The organism is Undibacterium sp. 5I2, assembly GCF_035019605.1.
GTDB lineage: Bacteria > Pseudomonadota > Gammaproteobacteria > Burkholderiales > Burkholderiaceae_D > Undibacterium.
Map to the genome: position 1 here is coordinate 42140 of NZ_JASJVS010000018.1, position 16795 is coordinate 58934.

The window sequence follows — 16795 nt, forward strand, 5'->3', positions numbered from 1 at the left end:
ATTTTTTTGTAGGAATACAAACCTCGAACAAATCGTATTGATTCACAGGCCTGTGGTGTAGGCCTGTCTCTGATTAATTGCTGCAGGAGACGAGAATGATGCTTTCCGACATACCATGCAGATGGCTGGCGTTTGTGTTCGCACCCGAGTTACGTGGCTTGACCGCCGAGCAAATTGAGCAGCAGTTCGCCATGGCCAAGCAGGCGTCGCTGCCGCGCATACGAGCGTATGCTGGTTGGGCCTTGCTCATCGCCTTGCTGGTGCCGTTTCTTTGCTTGCTGGCGCTATGTTATGTCAGCGGCCTGCTGCTCGCACACACGGGTTTAGTCACTGTTGCGTTGGCCGGTTTGGGTAGTTTATCAGCATCGCTACTGTACGCAGTGCTGATGCTGCTGATCTTGCTGCCGGCATTGAAGCGCCAAAGCACCGCACCGTGTTTTGATCTTAAAACTCCGGCAAATCCGCCGCCGCATGCTGGCGCAACTGTTGGCGCGCGCTGTGATAATCGGGAAACACCGATTCCACGGTAGCCCAGAAACGTGGGCTGTGGTTCATTTCGCGCAAATGGGCCAGTTCATGGACGATGACGTAGTCGATAATATGTGGCGAGAAATGGATCAAGCGCCAGTTCAGCCGGATTTTTCCCTGTGAAGTGCAAGATCCCCAACGCGTGCGTGCCGATGATAATTGCATACTCTGGTATTGCACACCGAGTTGTTCGGCGAAGCCAGGCAGGCGCTCCGTGAAGTAAGCGTGGGCACGCTGTCGCAGCCAGGTTTCTAATGCAGTTTTGATTTGCGCTTGCGAGCTGGTATCTGCACAATACAGTAACAGGGTGTCCTGCTCACGATTGCTGCTGCGAGCAGGGCCAGGCAGCAAGCGTAATGACAATTCATCGCCGAGATACGGCAGTCGTGTGCCATCTTGCCATGGCAAGGCGGCGCTCGGCTTGCGTGCGCTGCGCTCGCGCCGTTCGCCCAACTTGCGCACGATCCACGACTGTTTTTCATTGAGCGCCAGTTCGATGTCGGCGATCGTTACCCAGCGCGGGGCCGTTACTCTGAGGCCTTGTGCATGGATAAGGAAGCCGATACTGCGCCGCTTGGAGCGCAGTAATTCGTACTCGACCCAAGTATTTTCCAAAAGAATGCGGCGTTGTCTGGAACCCGTGGCAGGTGGTGTGACTGCTTGCGCTGGCAGCTTTGGCAACTGCGGTGGTGCTACGCGGCGCTCCGGACTGTGCACCTCGCCGAATAACTCGAGCTGCAGCGCACGCTGCACCATATCAATGATAGACGGGAGGCGGGTTTTCATTCCATGCCAAACACAGATTATTTGTCACGATACACTTGCGGTGAAATCACACGCATCTCGGCTTCTATCCATGCTTCGACTTGCTGCATCAATTCCACCGGCGTGCTGTTCCCCGGATAAATCGGCGCACCAACCGACACCGTGACCAGACCTGGTTTTTTGATGAAGGAATTTTTCGGCCAACATTCGCCGGAATTAAGCGCGATCGGCACTACCGGCGTATTGGTTTCGACTGCCAAACGGGCACCGCCGCCTTTGTAATTACCTTTTTTACCGACCGCAATGCGCGTGCCTTCCGGGAACATGATGATCCACTGACCATCGGCCAAGCGTTTTTTTCCATGCGTCACAACCTGGGCGAAAGCATCCTTGCCTTTGCTGCGGTCGATAGGAATCATGCGCAGCATGGAGATGGCCCAACCGAAAAATGGAATATAGGTGATTTCTTTTTTGAAGACGAAGACCAGCGGGCGCGGCGTCGCCATCAAGAGAAAGATGGTTTCCCACGCCGATTGGTGTTTCGATAAAATAATCGCCGGCGCATCCGGGAAATTTTCAAAGCCCTTGAATTCATAGCGTATGCCGCAGACTACGCGCGCGCACCAGATGATGAAGACATTCCAGCGCGCCGTGATGTAGTAGCGCTGATTGTAGGGGAGGAAGGCGAACAGCATGCTGATCGGTGCCCAGATAACAGTGGCAACGATCATCAACAACAAAAACAGCATAGAGCGTAACAGGCGGGTAAAGCGAAGCATCTTGTCTCCAACAATCACAAACAGGTTCAATATCAGGCGTCAGGCGCAGGTGCGGCATCAGCGGCGAGCAAGTGCTCGACTACCGCAGCCAGATCGGCGTACTGCTTGGTACCGGGTGGCAGGCCGCCTTTTTCCAAGGTTTTTTGGCCCTTGCCGGTCAATACCAGATGCGGCACGCAGCCCATCACGAAACCGGCTTGCAAATCGCGCAGTGAATCGCCGATACTGTGTACGCCTTTGAGACTGACATCATAGCGGCGCGCAATTTCCTGCAGCATGCCAGGTTTCGGCTTACGGCAGTCGCAACAGTCATCGGCCATATGCGGGCAAAAAAATACGGCATCGATGGTGGCGCCGACTTGTTGCGCGGCGCTGTGCATTTTCTGATGAATGGCATTGAGCGTCGCCATGTCGAACAGCTTACGCCCGATCCCCGACTGATTCGTCGCTACCACGACGCGATAGCCGGCTTGATTAAGCCGAGCGATCGCTGGCAGCGAACCAGGGATAGCGATCCACTCTTGAGGTGCTTTGATGAAGGCATCAGAATCTTGGTTGATGACACCATCGCGGTCGAGAATAATCAGTTTCATCGGTTTGCGTTCCCCGTTCACGCCGCCAACTTGGAAATATCGGCAACTTGGTTAAGCATCAAATGCAAGCTCGCCAGCAGTGCCAAGCGATTATTGCGTAAGGCCAGATCATCGGCATTGACCATCACATCATTGAAAAAGCTGTCTACTTCGGCGCGCAAGGCGGCCAGCATTTTCAGCGCCGCAGTAAAGTCGCCTGCGGCATATGCCGCATCGACGCCCGGTTTGACGCGTGCCATAGCGGCGGCCAGCGCTTGTTCCGCCACTTCGCTCAGCAAGCTGGCGTCGACGGTGCTCGGCACGCTGTCGGCTTTTTTCAAAATATTGGTGATGCGCTTGTTGGCAGCCGCCAGTGCCAAGGATTCCGGTAGCGCGGCAAAGGCTTGGACTGCCGCCAAGCGCTCGACGATATTGGCCAGCGTATCGGGCTGTTGCGCGACTATGGCTTCAATTTCGTTTATAGCGCTGAGCTTGTTAATAGATGCTCTAATTTCATTTCCAAAAGCGATGACTTGATCAGTTCCATCATATCCTCTTAATAGACCACGCAGACGCTCATAGAGAAAGTTCAGTACTTCAGCGCTCGGATCGCGGAACTGCGCATTGCCGGCAAATACGGCGGCACTGTCGCTGAGTAAATCCGTCAGCGACAAAGGCAGGCGTTTTTCCACCAGCATGCGCAAGATGCCCAGGGCATGACGACGCAGCGCAAACGGATCGCGGTCGCCGGTAGGTTGCAAACCTATGCCCCAGATACCGACCAAGGTTTCGAGTTTATCAGCCAAGGCCACCACCGTGCCGGTCATGCTGGCTGGCAGGGCATCGCCGGAAAAGCGCGGTTGGTAATGTTCTGAAGCGGCCGCGGCGACATCGGCCGGTTCGCCGTCATGCAGCGCGTAATACGTGCCCATGATGCCTTGCAATTCAGGAAATTCCCCGACCATATCGGTCAGCAAATCGGTTTTTGCCAGTAAGGCGGCACGCTGGGCCAAGGCGACGTCGGTACCGAGTGCCGCGGCGATTTTGCCGGCCAAGACTTGCACGCGTTCGGTGCGTTCGGCTTGACTGCCGAGTTTATTGTGGTAGACCACGTTGGCCAGCAGAGGCAAACGCGCTGCCAAGGTTTTTTTCTTGTCTTGCTCGAAAAAGAATTTTGCATCCGACAGGCGCGGGCGTACCACGCGCTCATTGCCTTCGATGATGAAGCGCGGATCGTCGGTCGCCAGATTCGAGACAATCAAAAAGCGCGAACGCAGTTTGCCGGCGCTGTCGGTGAGGGCGAAATACTTTTGATTCGTTTGCATCGTCAGTATCAGGCATTCCTGCGGCACGCTGAGGAATTCGGCTTCGAAATGACATTCGTACACCACCGGCCATTCGACCAAGGCACTGACTTCATCGAGTAAGGATTCCGGCATCAGCACCAGATCGCTGCCGGCCTTGGCCAACAAGGCGGCGCTGATTAATTGTTTGCGTTGTTCGACGCTGGCGATGACCTTGCCCTGTTCTTGTAACACGGCGGCATAGTCGTCGGCGTGGGCGATGCTGATCTCACCGGCCGACAGGAAGCGGTGACCACGCGTGATGCGGCCACTGTCCAAACCGAGCAAATGCACAGGCACGATGGTCGTACCATGCAAAGCCAATATCGAATGAACCGGGCGCACGAAGTGCACGGTTTCGCCATCCGGACGCTGGTAGCTCATCACTTTCGGGATCGGTAATTTGGCAATGCTTTCGGCAATCGCGGCTTGCAAGGCCGGTGCCAAGGCGGTACCGGCGGCGGTATGGCTGTAAAACAGGCTTTCGGCCTTGCCATCGACGGCGCGTTCGAGCTCACTCAGTTGTACTTCAGGGAAACCCATAGCTGCCAATTTTTTTGCCAGCGGTGCGGTCGGCTGGCCGGCGGCATCGATCGCTACACTGACTGGTAATACTTTTTCGCGCAACAGTTTGTCGGGCGAGATGGCGCGCACTTGCGTGATCGACACCGCCAGGCGGCGCGGTGAGGCATAGCTGCTGACCACTGCATCGGCTTCGAGCAAATCGCGCGCTTGCAGGCCGGCGGCGACGCCGGCAGCGAAGGCGGCACCGAGTTTTGCCAGCGCTTTAGGCGGCAATTCTTCAGTAAATAATTCGACTAATAATGTTTGCTTCATATTTCACTTTCCTGCGTGCCGGATTACCCCGGCATCCAAAATTGATCGTGTATCGACGGCGGCTCAGAGCACCGGCTTGTGCTGATCGTCGGCCGCGCACATCGGGAAGCCCAGTGCTGCCCGCGAAGCGTAATAGGCGGCGGCGACGGCACGCGAAAGATTGCGGATGCGGCCGATGTAAGCGGCCCGCTCAGTCACCGAAATCGCGCCGCGCGCATCGAGCAAATTGAAGGTGTGGGCCGCTTTGAGTATCATTTCGTAGGCCGGCAAGGCCAGCGATTTTTCTTCTACCGCCAACAAGCGCTTGGCTTCGGCTTCATAGTTGGTGAATAAGGAAAACAGAAAATCGGTATTCGAATATTCAAAACTGAAGGTAGACTGTTCGACTTCATTTTGGTGGAACACATCGCCATACGACAGCCGTACGGTTTGGCCGTTTTCTTCGCGCTCGGTCCAAACCAAGTTGTAGATATTGTCGACACCTTGCAAATACATGGCCAGACGTTCGATACCGTAGGTGATTTCACCGAGGATAGGCTTGCAGTCGAGTCCACCGACTTGCTGGAAGTAAGTGAACTGGGTCACCTCCATACCATTGAGCCAGACTTCCCAGCCCAAACCCCAGGCACCAAGCGTCGGATTTTCCCAATCATCTTCGACGAAACGAATATCATTTTTTTGCAAATCGAGGCCGAGCGCGGCCAGCGAGCCGAGATACAGATCGAGGATGTTTTCCGGTGCCGGCTTGAGCACGACTTGGTACTGGTAATAGTGTTGCAGACGATTCGGATTTTCGCCATAACGACCATCCTTGGGGCGGCGCGACGGTTGCACATAGGCGGCGCGCCAAGGCTCCGGTCCGATGGCGCGCAAAAACGTGCCCGTGTGCGAAGTGCCGGCACCGACTTCCATATCGTAAGGTTGTAATAAGGCGCAGCCTTGCTTGGCCCAGTAATCTTGCAATGTCAGAATGATTTGTTGAAATGTGAGCATCGTGCTGTCTGCCTTAAGCGCTCCGAATCGGAAGCGGGAGAATAATGATTTACCGAACCGTCAATTTTACCTCAGATATGGGGTGCCAACGCTGGCGTAGCACGCATTTGCTGCGATGCGCAATCGGTAAGCGTCTGTTTTTGGTGATTTATAAGGAAGTTTGCATTGCGGCAAACTTTTTTTGCAGGTATAAAAACTTGGTGCAGTTTTCTATCGCAATCAAAATGGAACCAGACAGCAGATGAATACGAGCGTGCAGGGCGGTTCTTCAGACGCAGAATCGCACAGGCGGGAAGACTGGTACGGTTTGCTTGGTGAGCTGAGCGATTGCCTGTGGTATCGGACCGATCTGGCCGCCATGGCAGAGGACTTTTGTCGTATTTTGGTGCGCCGGGCGGGGTATGCGCGAGTCGAAATCATGCTGCAAGAGGGGGCTGCCAGCATTTCGTATCACGCCGAGGGGCCGCTCTTGGCCGCGACAGAATTGCAGCACTTACAGTTGCAGCTGGCCTTGCCTGCGGCGGCCGAGCAGCAGGTACAATTGAAGCTAAGCGCCAGTTTCGAGCTGGGCCTGGGCAGTCCGGCGCGCGGTATGCTCGACCGCTTCGTCAGCGAATTGACGCGGGCGCTACGGGCTTTGATGACGGCCCCGGAACAGCGCAATCTGCAAGCTCATCTGGAATTATTGGCTTTGCTGGTCGAGCAAAGTCCGTTTGCCATTCTCATCACCAATGCCCACGGTGAGCTCGAATACTGTAATGCCAGTTATCGCCACAGTTCCGGTTTTTCCAGCCCTGAAGTGCGCGGCTTATGCCAACTGTGGAATCTTGATGAAGCCAGCGATGCGCAGCACCGGCAAACCTTCACCGCGCTGCGTGCCGGTCAACATTGGCATGGCGATGTGTTGGTGCGTAACAAAGACGGCAGTAGCAGTTTTGCGCGTCAGGTGGTCAGCCCACTGTGCAACGAGGCGGGCGAACTGACCCATTTGATCGCGCTGCGTCAGCACATCAGTGATAAGCAATTTCAACTCAAAGAAGTCGAACAGGCTTTATTACTGCGCGAACAGGCGCTGGTTTCCAGCAGCAACGGTATCATGATCACCCGCAGCGATGAACATGACCATTCCATCGTCTACGTCAATCCTGCCTTCGAGCGCATTACCGGCTATCTGGCCGCCGAGGTGATCGGGCGGGAAGGGCGCTTTCTGGTGCGCGAAGATTTGGCACAGCCCGATTTGGAACAGATACGCAGCGCTTTGCGCGAGAAACGCCCGGGGCAAGCACTGCTGCGCAATTACCGCAAAGATGGCAGCCAGTTTTGGAATGAACTGCATATTTCCCCAGTCAAGGATGCACAGGGTGCTGCGACCACGCATTTCGTCAGTGTCATCAATGATGTCAGCGAACGCGTCAATTACCAGCGCGAGCTCGAATATCAAGCGACTCACGACAGTTTGACCGGTCTGGCCAACCGCAATCTGCTCAGTGACCGCATCAGCCAGGCGATAGGCTTTGCCAAGAAAAAGAATCTGCAAGTCGGCTTGCTGCTGCTCGACCTCGACCATTTCAAACTCATCAATGACGCCTCCGGTCATGGGGCCGGTGATGAAATGCTCAAGCAAGTCGCACAAAGGCTCAACCAATGTGTGCGCGATACCGATACCGTGGCGCGTCTCGGTGGCGATGAATTTGTGATTGTCTTGACCGATCTGCCGGAAGGTAGCGATGTCGATCTGCTGGCGGAAAAAATTCTGCATTCCTTATCGCGGCCGATTGCGATTAACGGCAGCGATGTCTTCGTCACCGCCAGCATTGGCATTTCCGTGTATCCGCGCGATGGCGACCATGGCGAAATTCTGTTGCGCTATGCTGATATTGCCATGTACCGCGTGAAAGAACATGGTCGCAACAGTGCGCGTCAATTTGTACCCGAAATGGGTGTGACAGCGATCAGCCGCCTCAATATGGAAGGGGCACTGCGGCGCGGCTTGGAAAATGAAGAATTTACCTTACACTACCAAGCGAAAATCGATTTGCTGAGCAAAAAAGTCATTGGTGCTGAAGCATTGGTGCGCTGGCATCATCCGCAAATCGGTTTGATTTATCCGGTCGAATTCATCCCGCTGGCAGAAGAAAGCGGTTTGATTTTGCCACTCGGTGAATGGGTGCTGGCGCAAGCTTGCCGTCAGCAAGTTTTGTGGCGCAATAGTTTGGGCAGTGAGGTCAAAATCGCTGTCAATATGTCGTCGCGTCAGTTTCGTCAAGAGGATTTGGCCGAGCGCATCGCGGCCATCATCCATCGCACCGGGGCCGATCCGCGGCATTTGATCTTGGAACTGACCGAGAGCATGGTCATGCAAGACGTGAACAGCACCCTGATTGCTCTGCGCGCCTTGAAAAATCTCGGGCTCTCGATTTCGCTCGATGATTTCGGCACCGGCTACTCCAGTTTGTCTTATCTGCGCCGTTTTCCTATCGATGAATTGAAAATCGATAAATCCTTCATCAACGATATTCATACCAATCCCGATGATGCCGCCATCGCCAGCGCCATCATCGCCATGGGTCTGAGCCTGGGCTTGAATGTGGTGGCCGAGGGCGTGGAAAAGAAGCAGCAGGTAGATTTGCTGAAAACCATGCGCTGCACCCAAGTACAAGGCTATTATTTTGCCAAACCCATGGATGCCGCCGCGTTTGCCCAGTACTACAGTGAAAACCGAGGAGGCCGAGATGAGTAAATTACAGTGGCAAGCGGGTCGTTCGGAAGATTTGTCGCAATTGCTGGCGACGGCAGAACTGCATCAGTCGGCCGCCATCGGCACGGCGACGCTCTATCATTTCGAGCAATATGGACGGGAAAATATTGCGGTCACCTTGCCCGACGGCCAGACTTTGCTCATCACCTGCAGCGCGGATGCGCCGCGGCGGCGGCGACGTATCGACAGCGCGGTGCCGCCGAGCTGAGCGGCTGAGGAAAAAACTCTGCGCCAGCGCTGCCAAAAAACCATGATTTCGCTTATGATCAGCGCATGAATCCAGAACTCGACACTCCCCTGCCGGCCTATCCCGGCATCGCCCTCGCCGATATTTGTTTGGTGCAAGACGCTGCCACGGCTGACTACGCCTATGCCCAGCTGTCGGCCGCCACAATATTAGGCTTCGATACCGAGACCAAACCGGTATTCAATAAGGGCCAGCATAACGATGGCCCGCACCTGATCCAACTGGCCACCGAGCAGCGCGCGTTTTTATTTCCAGTCAGTGCAGGCAGCGATGTCGCGCAGGTGAAAGCCATACTCGAAGCACCGCAGATACTCAAAGTCGGCTATGGTTTGGCCGATGATTTGAAATACTTGAACAGCAAATTTGCCATTGTTACCGCCAATGTGCTCGATTTGTCGCGTGCCATGCGTGAAAACAAACACGGTGACATGGGGGCGAAATCGGCCGTGGCGAAATTCCTCGGCATGCAAATGTCGAAATCCAAGAAAACCTCGACCTCGAATTGGGCCCAGCGGCCGTTAACCGAGCGTCAGATGCTGTACGCTGCCAATGACGCCCAAGTTGCTTTACTGACTTACCGGCGCTGGTTGGCGCGCCAAGCTTCCTGATTCCACGTCATTCCTTCACTCCTAGCGATTCCATGCCAGACGATCAAGCCGCCCGCCCGCGCAACTGCCGCCTATGCGCCCACTATTTCATCACCCATGACCCGCAGTTTCGCTACGGCTGCCGCGCTTTCGGTCTGAAAAGTCAGCGCCAGCCTATGCTCGATGTGATCGAGGCCTCGGGCAAGCCGTGTGAAGGCTTTGTCGACAAACCGCCGCGCCAGAGCTGAACGCCGGTCTTATTTTTTCCAAGACATACGTTGCAAGACTTGATCTTTCAAGAAGAAATAGTGAAACAAACCGGCCGCGGCGTGACATGCGGCCATTGCCAGTAAGATATTGGCAGCCAAACCGTGCAAGTCTTCGACTTGATGGCGCAGCGCCTTATCGCCCGGCGCGAAGGATGGCAGGCGGAACAAATCAAACAGATTGTCGCCACGTACCCAGGTATTGAACAAACCGAGTATCAATACCACTGCCAGCATCAGATACAGCACTTTATGCAGCAGCTCGGCACTGGTTTGTTGCCAGCCGCTGGCCGCGGGTGGCAATTTAATCCCCCCATGGCTGCGCCAGAACAGGCGATACACCAGTAATACGGTCAACAACACGCCGGTGCTGATATGCAGACTGCGTGCCAGTACCCGCGGCGAACCGCTGGGGAACCAATCGATGGTTTGACCAAGGGCCCAGAGTGCCAGCAGTAGGGCGGCCGAGAGCCAGTGTAAGAGAATGGTGGTGTTGTCGTAACGAGTAGTCATGGGGGCGATGAAACGAATGAGTAACAGAACAGAAGCCTAGCATGAACCAGCCCTGCCAGGCGAATTGACAGAGCGCAGTCTGATCTGCATCAGCTGCGCTCTGAGTGAATGGAACCTATCTGACGATCAGAAGTCCAGTGTCAATGCCAAGCTCACGCTGCGCGCTGGCAGCAAGGTCAGCAAATCGCCGGCGGCCGATACGGCCGTGGTTTTGCTCGCTGGGGTGACCGAAACAATACTGTGCTTGTCGAACAGATTATTTACGCTCAACTGTAACTTGCCACCCTTGAGTGAGTTGGAAATATTTTTCAAGGAATAATTGACGAACAAGTTAGACACCACGAACGGATTGACGGCGACGGCTTCGTGCGTGCCGCCATTATCGTTGAAGGTTTTACCCACACGCTTCGTGAACCAGCCGAGGTTCCACTCATTTTTCACATAATTGAAACCCAGTGTTTCGGTATCGGACGGCGCATTTTGTACCCACATGCCACTGTCGGCATACTTGGCGCTGCCATAGGTGCCGTTGACGTAGAGATTGAAACCGCCACCGATGACGATGGTGCTTTCCGCTTCCACACCTTGGCTGACTGAGCTGCCGTTGGCGTAGAAAGTCGTGTTGCCGCTGGCATCGGTACTCGATGAATAGGCATTGTCGAATTTAATCCGGTAGGCATCGACATCAAGAGTGAAACGATCGCCTTTCCAAACTGAGCCGATTTGCGTGGTTTTGCTCTTGATCGAGGCTGGTAAGGCCGTGACATTGGCGTTTTTCACATCAAACACACTGGTCGGCGGAATTTCATCGCCGGTGGCGAACTGGGCATAGGCTGACCAGTTCGGTGCGATCAGGTAATGCGCATCAATCGAGGGCAGCACGGTACGGTAGTTGGCGACATGTTCGATCGACGCCGCACCATTGAGACTGCCGACGGTTTTGCCATTGTCGGCAAACTGTGTCAAATCCTGGCGATAGGTCGAATATTTGAGGCCGGCCGTGACTTTAAGTGCACTGCTGACCTTGTATTCATATTCGGCGAACGGTTGAATGATGGTGCTGGAAATCGTTTCATGAAAGTTAGGCAGCAGCGAATCGACCCAAGTCAGCGGGTTGGTCGGCGTTTGGTAGCGATTGGTTGCGGCATTTTCTACCCAGGCACCGGCGCGCAATGTGCCGTACTCGGTTTCTTGGCTGATGCGGAAAATATCGCCGTAAGTACGGTAGCCATTGGTTTTGTCGGTGCCGCTGTTATTGGCCGCCGTGTTGGCCTTGGTCAGAGGAATCGTCGCGCCCGGGTAAAATTCTTGGTTATGATAGTAGTAGGTATAGGCTTTGTTATCGAGCTTCCAACCGCCACCGAGGTTGGATGAAATACCCATGTATTCAAAATCGGTGGTTACATGGTAAGTGTTGTAGCCGACGTAATTCGATTTGCTCGGGTCGGACGACAACAGATAATTATCGCCAAAGGCGGCGATATCGCTGCGCGTGGCGGCTTTTGTGCTCGGCGTATTCGAATGCACCGTGATGTAGGAACCGAACAAAGTGAGCGTGGTGTCGGGCGTGGCATTCCATTGGTATTTGCCGGAAAATGCATCGCGCTGCTGCTTGTTGAGGGTTTGATAGCCATCCGACTTCATCTCATGCACGTTGAGCAGCACATTTGAGTTGGCGTCGCGACCGATCTGGCCACTCTCGTATTCGGCACCGATGAGGCTGGTGTTCCAACTGCCGTAAGAAGCCGTCGTACTGATGCGTTGTTGCGTTTCTAAATTGCGCGAAAGTAAATTCACCGAGCCGCCGAAATTGGCTGGGCCGATGGTCGCTGCCGAGCCCGGGCTGCGATCGATCACCGCACCACCGATGAAGGGGGCTGGGAAAAACGACCAAGTATGATGGCTAGGGCTATTGGTGTCTTGGAAGGGAATGCCGTCGAAAGAAATCGAATAGTCGCCGTCGGAAAATCCGCGGAACGTAGTTTTGGTATCGCCCAAGCCCGGACCATTCGGACTATAGCTGTACATGGCCGGTGCCATTTGCAGGATTTGACTGAAATCGGCAGTTGGTACGGTGTAATTGCGGACGAATTCATCGCTGATTTCTGACTGCGCCGAACGGGCCGTCAGCGAACCTTGTGAGATAGCGGCGCTGGCGGCCGGCGATTTTTTTGCACCGGCTATCGTGACGATGCTGGTATCGGCTTCTGCTTCGGCATCGGCCCAAGCCAGCGCCGGCGCGGCCAGCGACATGCTGAGCGTGGCGGCCAGGATGTGGCGTGTCATTGTTTTCAGTTGAAGCTGCTTCATTGTAGGTATTTCCTGTATGGAATGAATTGGAACAAATTGGAATGAACGAATAAACCGAGAGTGTTGCTTTTGTTTTTCACAATGGATGGCATCGTAGGCAGAATTTGTTACAGGAAAAAGACAAGCGAATTCTTGCCTCGTCTTTGTTGTATTTGCTGTTAATTAAGGCAAACTTAATTCTTCTAAGACAAAACTATGTCTCAATCAGGTGAAATTTTTTTTGAAGCACCAGCAAACCATGAGGAAAACGCACCGATGCGCGTGTTACTGATCGAAGACGACCAGATGATAGGGGAGAGCTTGCTCGAAGGATTGAGCAAGGAACAGTATCGAGTCGATTGGGTACGCGACGGCCGCGCCGCCGAACAGGCCTTGTCGGCGCAGGCCTATCCATTGATCGTGCTCGATCTCGGGCTGCCGGAAAAATCGGGCCTGACCGTGTTGGCCGAATACCGTCAAGGCGGTGGCACGGCGGCGGTATTGATCATTACTGCGCGTGATTTGACATCAGAGCGTATTCTCGGTCTCGACAGTGGGGCCGATGACTACTTGGTCAAACCATTTGATCTCGATGAGCTGTATGCGCGCATGCGTGCCTTATTGCGCCGCTGTGTGGCACCGGCCACGGAAGAATTCCGCCATGCCGGCCTGATCCTCAACCCGTCTACGCACGATGTCAGCCTGCATGGCCAAGCCATACATTTATCGGCACATGAATTCAAACTCATGCTGAGCTTGTTGAGTACGCCAGGCAAAGTGATTTCCAAAGCCAGTTTGGAAGAAAGTATTTACGGCTGGGACGATACAATCGAGAGCAACACCATCGAAGTCTACATCCACACGCTGCGTAAAAAATTCGGGGCTGAGTTCATCAAGAACGTACGCGGTGTCGGCTACAAATTGAACCTCAGGTGCGATGAATGAGAAGCATACGCCAACAATTATTATTGGGTTTGATATCGGGCATGGTGACGGCGATTCTGGCTGTCGGCATCGGCAGCTTTCTCAAAGTTCGGCATGAAACCAATGAATTGTTCGATTACCAGCTCAAGCAAATCGTCCGTTCATTTCCGCTCGATATGTCGCCACAAAACAGTGAGACCGACGATCGTCATCCGGGCAAAAAAATCGTCGTGCAAGTGTGGAACCCCGCGCATGCCATGGTGTTCAGCTCGAATCCGGCACGGAACCTGCCACGCTATCCACAAACCGGGTTTTTTGAAGTCAGTTTTGGCGCTCGCGCCTGGCGTATTTACAGCGAAGAAAATCATCAACAATTGGTACAGGTCGGGCAGTTGATTGCGGATAGGGAAAGCATTCAATACAGCTTGGCGCTGCGTTCCTTGATTCCTTTACTGATCCTCATCGCGCTGTTAGCCGGTTTGATCTGGCTGGTGGTCGGCCGCAGTCTGCGCGGGCTGACGCAATTGGCCGAGGCGCTCGGCGAACGTTCGGTGCATGTCTTGCACCCCTTGGAAAATGCCCTCTACGCGCCGGAATTGATGCCGATTGTCGACGCCACCAATGCGCTGTTGACGCGCCTCGATGAATCGATACAGTTACAAAAAATGTTTGTCGCCGACGCCGCCCATGAATTACGGACTCCGCTGACAGCGCTGAAATTACAACTGCAATTAGTCGAGCGCTGCGAGGAGGAAGCCGAGCGCCGCCTCGGCTTTGTGAAATTACATGAGCGCCTCAATCGGGCTATTCATTTGGTTAAACAATTACTGACCTTGGCGCGCCAAAGTAATCATGAAGCGCAGACTTGGAACAGTCAGCTCAATTTACCGCATTTGCTGCGCCAATTAGTCGGTGAATTTTCTTTACTGGCAGAAAATAAAGACATTGATCTCGGTGTCGAAGTCAGCGAAGAAACGCTGTGCGTGGGCGGTAATGAAGATGCACTGCTTACCCTGTTTGGTAATTTGCTCGACAATGCGATTCGCTATACGCCAGCACATGGCCGCATCGATGTGGCAGTCGGTCGGCGTGGCGCGCAGCCTTGCGTGTCGATTGCCGATAACGGCAGTGGCATTCCGCAGACCGATCGCGCGCGGATTTTCGATCGCTTTTATCGTGTCGAGCGCAATGCTGAAAGTGGCAGCGGTCTCGGTTTGGCCATCGTGCGGAAAATCGCCGATCAACACCATGCCCAAGTCATACTGGCCGAACCCGAGAGCGGACCGGGCTTACTCGTCAGTGTGGTGTTTGCGGCGTGATCGGTAGCGCGCTAACGAAAAAGCCGCCCCACGGGGCGGCTGATTTACGCAAACAAACAGTTATTTTTTGAAGCGACTTTCGGCAATACGATCGGCCACTACACTGGTCGGCAAGTTTTCGGAATCGGCGCGACTAAAAATTTCTGCCAGCGTTTCACCGATACGACGCACATGCGCATCCATGCCGGCTTCTGGGGTTTGCATATATTCATAGCAGACCTTGATGATGCCACCGGCATTGATAACGAAATCCGGCGCATACAGAATGCCGCGCGCGCGACAAGCGGCACCGATTTCCGCACTGGCCAACTGATTGTTAGCAGCACCGGCGACGATGCGCGCTTGCAGACGTGCCAGGGTATCGAGATTGAGCGTGGCACCGAGAGCGCAAGGAGCATAGATATCGGCCGCGACATCATAGATTTCATTGACATGCACGACGCGTGCCTGCAGTTCTTGCTGGGCGCGGGCCACCGCGGCGGCATCGATATCGGCAACGATCAGCTTGGCACCGGCTTGGTGTAAGCGACGCGCATAATCGTAGCCGACATGACCGAGACCTTGTACTGCCACGGTCAAGCCTTCCAAGCTGTCGCGCCCGAGCTGATGCTTGACTGCCGCTTGGGCACCGACGAAACAGCCAAGTGCCGTATATGGTGAAGGATCGCCGCGCTCACCCAAACCGGCCACATACTTAGTCTTGCCGGCGACATGCGCCATGTCTTGCGGACTGGTGCCGACATCTTCGGCCGTCACATAGCGGCCACCCAAACGTTCCAAGGCTTCGCCCAGGGCTGCAAACAGGGCCGGGGTTTTGTCGGTTTTCGGGTTGCCGATGATAACGCTTTTACCGCCGCCGACAGGCAGGCCGGCTACGGCATTTTTATAGGTCATACCGCGTGACAGACGCAGCACGTCGCGCACGGCTTCGGCTTCGCTGCTGTAATTCCACATCCGACAGCCACCCATGGCAGGGCCGAGCGTGGTGTTGTGGACGGCGATGATGGCTTTGAGGCCGGATTTGGCTTCAGAGGCGAACACGACTTGTTCGTGTTGGTCGAAATTGATTTCGTTAAATACAAAAGCGGTCATGCTGATGGCTCCGCGCGGAAGACAGATTGAGCTTGCCGGGTAAGGCAAAATCCTGATTCCGCAAAAAAGTGAATGAAATTGATCGTACTGTTGGGGTCAAACCGTCAATGATACGTGCCGGCTCAGCAGCAAATTGCCAGCGGTTTTGCCGCCAGCGCTACTGCATGGCGCGATGGTGTCGCGCGTCGACAGTATAGGGGAGAGTCGCGCCGAACTCAAACAGTCTGCGATGTTCAGGCGGTGCAGCAGTGCGCTTCCCTTGGATTAAATCTGCGCTTCCCTTGTTGTAACAGGCTGATTAATTGTGTCATATAGTGCGTTTGTGCTGCAATATGGCTACCGCGTGAATATGAATTCATAAAACCGTGTCGTGTGCCACTAGCTAATTCGGCTTGATGGCCGCGCGCGCGCAAATCTTGCGCCAGTTCCGCCGCATCGAAGGCCGCTTCCTGCTGGGCAAAGATCAGCCGCACCGGACTTTGTGGTTGCAGGGTGCGATGGTCGCGGATGCGCGAACCGTAAAATAAAACCGTTTGCAGCAAGCTGGCCATGACAGGGCGTGGGCTATTGAGCCACAGCGCACTCGCGCCAGCCGAAAAACCGATGGCAAAGTGTAATTCCGGCTGCTGCAGCAGAGCCGCATGCAAGAGCTGGGCGTAGGCGGCCACGCCACCTTCGGCGAGAAAGGCTTGATACGCTTCTTGCTCAGAACGAAAGGATCGTGGCTTGCTGCCAAAGGGCGAGACCACCAAGGTCGGTACGGCCAGTTGACGTACCAAGCCGGCTACGGCCGGGGTATTGCCGAAGACATCGGTGGCGAGCAACAAGGTGGCAGGCGCTGCGGTGCTTGGAAACGATGCGGCAGGTGAAGGTAAAGACAAAGACACGGACAGCAAACTCTATAGAAAAATGCAAGAGGGCGCAGCCTACCGGACTCGGCCGAGATTGGCAAGTCGTGCCGCAATCGTACTGCTGAGTCACGT

The 16795-nt window shown here is 54.7% G+C and carries 16 protein-coding genes; 7 read left to right on the top strand and 9 right to left on the bottom strand.

What is annotated here, in order from left to right; translation table 11 throughout:
• The first annotated feature begins 95 nt into the window (after positions 1 to 95).
• Positions 96 to 530, top strand: coding sequence for a hypothetical protein (locus QN359_RS08635; RefSeq protein WP_322250921.1), 435 nt, complete (start codon positions 96 to 98; stop codon positions 528 to 530).
• Here the strand turns inward: QN359_RS08635 and QN359_RS08640 are convergent.
• From QN359_RS08640 to glyQ, 5 genes are all read right to left on the bottom strand, one after another.
• On the bottom strand, positions 445 to 1314 hold the full coding sequence (locus QN359_RS08640; protein WP_322250922.1) for a SprT family zinc-dependent metalloprotease: 870 nt from the start codon (positions 1312 to 1314) through the stop codon (positions 445 to 447). The two genes, QN359_RS08635 and QN359_RS08640, sit on opposite strands and share 86 nt — an antisense overlap.
• Positions 1315 to 1331: 17 nt before the next feature.
• Entirely contained in the window at positions 1332 to 2072 is a 741-nt protein-coding gene (locus QN359_RS08645; protein WP_322250923.1) for a lysophospholipid acyltransferase family protein, read from the bottom strand.
• Positions 2073 to 2104: 32 nt separating this feature from the next.
• Positions 2105 to 2665, bottom strand: coding sequence for a D-glycero-beta-D-manno-heptose 1,7-bisphosphate 7-phosphatase (gene gmhB / locus QN359_RS08650; protein WP_322250924.1), 561 nt, complete (start codon positions 2663 to 2665; stop codon positions 2105 to 2107).
• Positions 2666 to 2682: 17 nt separating this feature from the next.
• Positions 2683 to 4824, bottom strand: coding sequence for a glycine--tRNA ligase subunit beta (gene glyS / locus QN359_RS08655; RefSeq protein ID WP_322250925.1), 2142 nt, complete (start codon positions 4822 to 4824; stop codon positions 2683 to 2685).
• A 63-nt stretch (positions 4825 to 4887) separates the two neighbouring features.
• Positions 4888 to 5817, bottom strand: a complete 930-nt coding sequence (gene glyQ / locus QN359_RS08660) for a glycine--tRNA ligase subunit alpha (protein ID WP_322250926.1) — start codon at positions 5815 to 5817, stop codon at positions 4888 to 4890.
• A gap of 241 nt (positions 5818 to 6058) precedes the next feature.
• On the opposite strand from glyQ, the gene QN359_RS08665 reads away from it, so the two are divergent.
• The 4 genes from QN359_RS08665 (at position 6059) to QN359_RS08680 (ending at position 9657) form a co-directional block, all read left to right on the top strand.
• Positions 6059 to 8557: an EAL domain-containing protein gene (locus tag QN359_RS08665; RefSeq protein WP_322250927.1), complete on the top strand. Its 2499-nt coding sequence runs from the start codon at positions 6059 to 6061 to the stop codon at positions 8555 to 8557.
• Positions 8550 to 8783, top strand: coding sequence for a hypothetical protein (locus QN359_RS08670; RefSeq protein WP_322250928.1), 234 nt, complete (start codon positions 8550 to 8552; stop codon positions 8781 to 8783). Before QN359_RS08665 ends, QN359_RS08670 begins: the two co-directional genes overlap by 8 nt.
• Before the next feature lie 65 nt (positions 8784 to 8848).
• Positions 8849 to 9430 (top strand): 3'-5' exonuclease, encoded by a 582-nt coding sequence (locus QN359_RS08675; protein WP_322250929.1) that lies wholly within the window; start codon positions 8849 to 8851, stop codon positions 9428 to 9430.
• A gap of 32 nt (positions 9431 to 9462) precedes the next feature.
• On the top strand, positions 9463 to 9657 hold the full coding sequence (locus tag QN359_RS08680) for a hypothetical protein (protein WP_322250930.1): 195 nt from the start codon (positions 9463 to 9465) through the stop codon (positions 9655 to 9657).
• A 9-nt stretch (positions 9658 to 9666) separates the two neighbouring features.
• On the opposite strand, the gene QN359_RS08685 is transcribed toward QN359_RS08680, so the two are convergent.
• On the bottom strand, positions 9667 to 10188 hold the full coding sequence (locus QN359_RS08685; RefSeq protein ID WP_322250931.1) for a cytochrome b: 522 nt from the start codon (positions 10186 to 10188) through the stop codon (positions 9667 to 9669).
• Positions 10189 to 10314: 126 nt separating this feature from the next.
• Complete coding sequence (locus QN359_RS08690) at positions 10315 to 12498, bottom strand: TonB-dependent receptor (protein WP_323493241.1); 2184 nt, start codon at positions 12496 to 12498, stop codon at positions 10315 to 10317.
• 255 nt (positions 12499 to 12753) lie between these two features.
• Here QN359_RS08690 and QN359_RS08695 point away from each other — a divergent pair, with 255 nt between their 5' ends.
• Both QN359_RS08695 and QN359_RS08700 read left to right on the top strand, forming a co-directional pair.
• A complete protein-coding gene (locus tag QN359_RS08695) occupies positions 12754 to 13422 on the top strand; it encodes a response regulator transcription factor (RefSeq protein ID WP_322251085.1) in 669 nt (222 codons plus the stop codon).
• Positions 13419 to 14720: a HAMP domain-containing sensor histidine kinase gene (locus QN359_RS08700; protein WP_322250933.1), complete on the top strand. Its 1302-nt coding sequence runs from the start codon at positions 13419 to 13421 to the stop codon at positions 14718 to 14720. Before QN359_RS08695 ends, QN359_RS08700 begins: the two co-directional genes overlap by 4 nt.
• 60 nt (positions 14721 to 14780) lie before the next feature.
• On the opposite strand, the gene QN359_RS08705 is transcribed toward QN359_RS08700, so the two are convergent.
• Together QN359_RS08705 and QN359_RS08710 are read right to left on the bottom strand one after the other, a co-directional pair.
• Positions 14781 to 15812 carry a Glu/Leu/Phe/Val family dehydrogenase gene (locus QN359_RS08705; protein ID WP_322250934.1) on the bottom strand — a complete coding sequence of 344 codons (1032 nt, stop codon included), beginning with the start codon at positions 15810 to 15812 and terminating at the stop codon, positions 14781 to 14783.
• A 233-nt stretch (positions 15813 to 16045) separates the two neighbouring features.
• Positions 16046 to 16699, bottom strand: a complete 654-nt coding sequence (locus tag QN359_RS08710) for a dienelactone hydrolase family protein (protein ID WP_322250935.1) — start codon at positions 16697 to 16699, stop codon at positions 16046 to 16048.
• Positions 16700 to 16795 lie beyond the last annotated feature (96 nt).